Source organism: Microcystis sp. M53602_WE12 (assembly GCF_030065455.1).
GTDB lineage: Bacteria > Cyanobacteriota > Cyanobacteriia > Cyanobacteriales > Microcystaceae > Microcystis > Microcystis aeruginosa.
Genome location: NZ_JASJFB010000279.1, coordinates 1 through 5,434, shown reverse-complemented (window position 1 = coordinate 5,434; position 5,434 = coordinate 1). Strand labels below are relative to the sequence as shown.

The window sequence follows — 5,434 nt, the reverse complement described above, 5'->3', positions numbered from 1 at the left end:
GGCTCTTCGTTACTTGTTATGGTTCGATAGGGGGGCATAAATCGACTAAATCCTTATCTGGCAAGAGACTTAATTGATTAGTTCGCTCTAGATAAAAAACAATTGACAAAAATCGCTAAATGCCTTTCTATATAAGGGTTCCATCCCTTATAATCCCCGTCCATTGCATAACACAAACCGAAGAGCCCAATTAGGTTTTAGATTCGGACCTTGTTATCAGATGTGGGTTTTCAGTTCACCGATTACCGATGACTGTTTACTGATCACCGAACAAACCCCACCTCTCCGAACATTTGTCAAGACTGGGAGCGAAAAAGCCGCGTTTGTTCACACAGCTTAATTAAGAGTTGTAACTTTTAATGAACAGGAAGAGAGTCTAGGGCTGAGAGCTTGCTATAGTGAATCCTAGCCGTTTTTTCACGGCTGGTCATTATCAAGTCAGAGCCTTTACTCGTCTCAATCATCATCCCAGAGTAAAATCAATAATCCCTATGGTCAGCACGATCCAAAAACCAGAATTCGAGGAAATCCGTCCGGGTATAAAAGTTCCCGCTAAAGAAACGATCCTCACTCCCCGCTTCTACACCACTGATTTTGAAGCGATGGCGGAAATGTCGATCGCCGCTAACGAGGAAGAACTGAAAGCGATTTTAGAGGAATTCCGTACCGATTATAACCGGCATCACTTCGTTCGCAATCAAGAATTCGATCGCTCTTGGGATCACATTGATGGCGAAACTCGCCGTTTATTCGTGGAATTTCTGGAAAGATCCTGCACGGCTGAATTTTCCGGCTTTCTTCTCTACAAAGAACTCGGCAGACGTTTAAAAAACAGAAATCCCGTTCTCGCGGAATGCTTTAACCTCATGTCCCGGGACGAAGCGCGTCACGCTGGGTTCCTTAATAAGGCTTTATCGGATTTTAACCTCTCCCTTGACTTGGGATTTTTAACCAAAAGCCGTAACTACACCTTCTTTAAACCGAAATTTATCTTCTACGCCACCTATCTTTCCGAAAAAATCGGTTATTGGCGCTATATCACCATTTATCGTCATCTCGAACAACATCCCGAAGATCGGGTTTATCCGATTTTTAACTTCTTCGAGAATTGGTGTCAAGACGAAAACCGTCACGGGGACTTCTTTGATGCGATCATGCGTGCGCAGCCTGATATTCTTAATGATTGGCGCGCTCGTCTCTGGTGTCGTTTCTTCCTGCTTTCGGTCTTCGCTACGATGTACCTCAATGATACTCAGCGTTCTGGTTTCTACGCCATTCTCGGTTTGGACGCTCGCGAGTACGATAAGTATGTGATCGAGAAGACCAATGAAACCGCCGGCCGCGTCTTCCCGATTGTTCTCGATGTGGATAGTCCTGAATTTTATGATCGCCTAGAAATTTGTGTTGGCAATAACGAGGGATTACGGGCGATCGATAGCGAAAACAGTCCCGCACTGGTTAAATTCCTGAAGAAATTGCCTATCTTCGCCTCTAACGCTTGGCAATTCCTCAAATTGTACCTGATGAAACCGATTCGGGTCGATAAATTAGCCGGTAGCGTCCGTTAAAAAGTTTGTTTTCTTGAGACATGGTGAGGGTGGGTTAACCACCCTTTTTTTGTCGATAAAATTCTTAAGAAAATCCTCTAACATTTGTATCCTCGCTAGACTGGATCCTAGGGGTGTGAACTAGGTTTTTACTTTTTACTTTTTACTTTTTCCTGTCAAAAATATGGCTATTTATAGTGAATTACCCACAGGACAACGTCTCTATCTCGATAATCAAGGGCCGCAGACGATTGTAACTCTCGCTAGTGGTGCGGTGGGACAACAACAGCAGTCTAGCAGTAGTTTTGCCACGGGAGTTTGGACACAAGAACCCCAAATAGAGATAATTCCCCAAGGGGCAATTATTGAAATTATCACCGAAACCGGACCCCACAGAATCCAAATTCAGGGAAGCAGTATCGGTTTTTCCTCTCCTCATACCTCTGGAGTTTCTCAGTCCTCTCAATCGACCACTGCTACCAGTTTCTCCTCCTCACCGATGCAACCGATGCAACCGATGCAACCGATGCAACCGATGAAAATGGGCAATATGTCGATGAATTTTGCCCCCATGGAAATGCAAATGGGAGATATGAAAATGAGTATGGGAGACACAAAAACCGTCAGTAAAGTCCGATTTTGTCGTCAATGCGGGGCAAAAGTAGCGGCAACCGATCGCTTTTGTAGTAGCTGTGGTCATCAGTTACAGCAATAGGCAGTCAGCTAGATAGGCAAAACCTGTTTAGCTAGATTCACCAGGCCTTTTGGGGCAAAATTTTGTTTATATTGGCTGAATTGGAGGGGAATATATCCCCTGTCTGGTTTTAATCTGAACTGAGGTTAACCACGGCTAATTCTAATGTTTGCCCTTCCCTTTCTAGCTCCTTTTTGCTAAAACTTAACACTTCATCCAGACAATCAATTACCACCGTATCCCCTTCCATAAAAGCTTGTTCGAGAATTTTTGTGGCTAAAGGATTCTCTAACTCCCGTTGGATAGCGCGTTTTAAAGGCCGCGCACCGTAGGTAGGATCGTAACCAACAGTAACGATATGATCTTCTGCTGCCGCAGTTAATTCTAGATTGATTTTTTGTTCTGCTAATAATCTTTCCAGACGCTGTAATTGCAGACGAACAATGTAACGCAATTCTTCTTTTTTCAGGGTATGGAAAATAATTAAATCGTCGATACGATTCAAAAATTCGGGACGAAAATGACTCCGCAAAGCTGTTAAAACCCGTTTCCGCATCTCCTCATAATCGGCATCTTCGGAAACATTTAAAATATGGTCACTGCCAATATTACTGGTCATGACGATAATCGTATTCCGAAAATCCACCACTCGCCCCTGAGAGTCAGTAATGCGCCCATCGTCAAGCACTTGTAATAAAATGTTAAAAACATCGCGATGGGCCTTCTCCACTTCATCCAATAAAACCACAGAATAGGGACGACGACGCACCGCTTCCGATAGTTGTCCCCCTTCCTCGTAACCCACATAACCCGGAGGCGCGCCGATTAACCGCGAAACCGCGTGTTTTTCCATGTATTCCGACATATCGATGCGAACCATGGCCTCCTCGGAGTCGAACAGTAACCCCGCCAAGGCCCGCGCTAACTCGGTTTTACCCACTCCTGTGGGTCCCATAAACAGGAATGAACCAATCGGACGGGAGGGATCTTTCATTCCCGCGCGCGCGCGTCGAATCGCCGCTGCTACTGCCGTGACCGCTTCATTTTGTCCGACAACTTTTTTCTGTAAATGAGACTCTAATTCTAATAATTTTTGTCGTTCCGATTCCATTAAACGATTGACAGGAATTCCCGTCCACCGGGCAACTATTTCGGCAATATCAGCATCAGTTACCTGTTGTCTTAACAGGGTAGAACCTGCCGCTTGAATAGTTTCTAGTTCTTTTTCTTTTACTTCTAATTCCCCCTGTAAAATTTCTAGTTTGCCATACTTTAATTGGGCTGCTTTATTGAGATCATAAGCTCGTTCCGCCTGTTCCACCTGTAGGCGCAATTGTTCTTCTTCCTCTCGCAATAATTTAATTTCCTCGGCGATATGTTTTTCGGTTTGCCATTGGTCAGCGAGAGGCTTTTGTTTACTATCTAATTCCTCAATTTCTTCGATAATTCTTTCTAAACGCTCTTGAAAAGCTCTATCTTTTTTTTCCTCTTTTTCTAAGGAGAATTTTTCCATCTGTAACTGCATTAATCGACGATCTATCATTTCCAAATCAGCGGGTTTAGTGGTACTTTCTACCTCTAATTTTGCCGCCGCTTCATCAACTAAATCGATCGCTTTATCGGGTAAAAAACGATCACTAATATAACGATGGGATAGGGTAGCTGCTGCCACTAGAGCCGAATCGGTAATTGTCACCCCATGATGCAGCTCATAACGTTCTTTTAAACCCCGGAGAATTGAGATAGTATCCTCCACGGAAGGTTCCTTAATATAAACCTGTTGAAAACGTCTTTCTAAAGGGGGGTCTTTTTCAATATGATTGCGATATTCATCTAAAGTTGTCGCCCCAATACAGCGCAATTCTCCCCGAGCTAACATAGGTTTTAATAGGTTGCCCGCATCCATCGATCCTCCTTCCCTAGAACCCGCACCGACAACGGTATGTAGTTCATCAATAAAGAGAATAATTCGCCCTTCTGATTGGGTCACTTCTTTCATGACTGACCGCAATCTTTCCTCAAATTCGCCTCGATATTTTGCCCCAGCGATTAAACTTCCCATATCGAGGGAAATTAACTGACGATTTTTCAAAGATTCGGGAACATCTCCGTTAACAATCCTTTGGGCCAATCCTTCAGCGATAGCGGTTTTTCCTACCCCCGGTTCACCGATTAAAACCGGGTTATTTTTCGACCGTCGCGAGAGGACTTGTACCACCCGTCGAATTTCTTCATCACGACCGATAACTGGGTCTAATTTGCCTTCTTTGGCCGCTGCTGTTAAATCCCGGCCATATTTATCTAAAGCTTCGTATTTTTCCTCTTGATTGGGTTCAGTAACCTTTTGAGTACCGCGAATCGCTTTGATGGCTAATTCTAAATCTTGGGGGTCAAGATTGAAAGTGCGTAAACATTTCCGGCCAACCCTTTCATCTTCGGCAAAACCGACGAGAAGATGTTCCACGGAGATAAATTTATCTTGCCAACTTTCCCGGGATGCTTCCGCTCGATCGAGCAGCAGATCGAGACCACGACCTAGGTATAATTGATCGACGATGGCCACTTTCGGCTGTCGGTTGGTGAAGACTTCTAGCTGTTGTTGCAGTCGCGGAATTTCTATATTAGCTTTTTGTAAAATCCGGGTGGCTAGACCGTTATTCTGCTCTAGGAGGGCAATAATAACGTGTTCCACCTCTAAGGTCTGATTTTTAAAGCGTCGCGCAATTTCTTGCGATTTAACGATCGAATCCCAAGCTTGTTCGGTAAATTTATTCGAGTCTGTGGGTTGCATTCTGCACCAATGAGGAAAGCCAGTGTCAGAGGTATAGTATAGCAAGGAGTCTCGATCGATCACAAAGTTCCAGGCTCGACAAAGGGTCTGACTTGAAAGAGGGTGTGGGGTGTGGGGTGTAGGGTGTGGGGTGTAGGGTGTAGGGTGTAGGGTGTGGGGTGTGGGGTGTGGGGTGTGGGGAGAATAAATAAAAAAGTCTCCTATCTCCTATCTCCTATCTCCTATCTCCTGACTCCTATCTCCTGACTTGAAAATAGAAGCTGAAATAAGGCAAATTCGTCAATCATACTATTAGGGGTCGAGAAAATCGTCACCGACCTCCCCTCCCATTCAGAACCGTGCATGAGACTTTCACCTCACACGGCTCCTAGTTTGACGGTTCCCTTGTTAAGGATACAACTT

At 44.5% G+C, this 5,434-nt stretch carries 3 protein-coding genes; 2 read left to right on the top strand and 1 reads right to left on the bottom strand.

The window, feature by feature from the left end:
- Window positions 1-491: 491 nt before the first annotated feature.
- Together acsF and PX482_RS10140 are read left to right on the top strand one after the other, a co-directional pair.
- Window positions 492-1,568 carry a magnesium-protoporphyrin IX monomethyl ester (oxidative) cyclase gene (acsF, locus tag PX482_RS10145; protein ID WP_288096405.1) on the top strand — a complete coding sequence of 359 codons (1,077 nt, stop codon included), beginning with the start codon at window positions 492-494 and terminating at the stop codon, window positions 1,566-1,568.
- Between the two features lie 163 nt (window positions 1,569-1,731).
- Window positions 1,732-2,262 carry a zinc ribbon domain-containing protein gene (locus tag PX482_RS10140; RefSeq protein WP_002758515.1) on the top strand — a complete coding sequence of 177 codons (531 nt, stop codon included), beginning with the start codon at window positions 1,732-1,734 and terminating at the stop codon, window positions 2,260-2,262.
- Between the two features lie 109 nt (window positions 2,263-2,371).
- Here PX482_RS10140 and clpB read toward each other — a convergent pair whose 3' ends face one another.
- On the bottom strand, window positions 2,372-5,032 hold the full coding sequence (gene clpB, locus PX482_RS10135) for an ATP-dependent chaperone ClpB (protein ID WP_043999002.1): 2,661 nt from the start codon (window positions 5,030-5,032) through the stop codon (window positions 2,372-2,374).
- Between the last annotated feature and the right edge of the window lie 402 nt (window positions 5,033-5,434).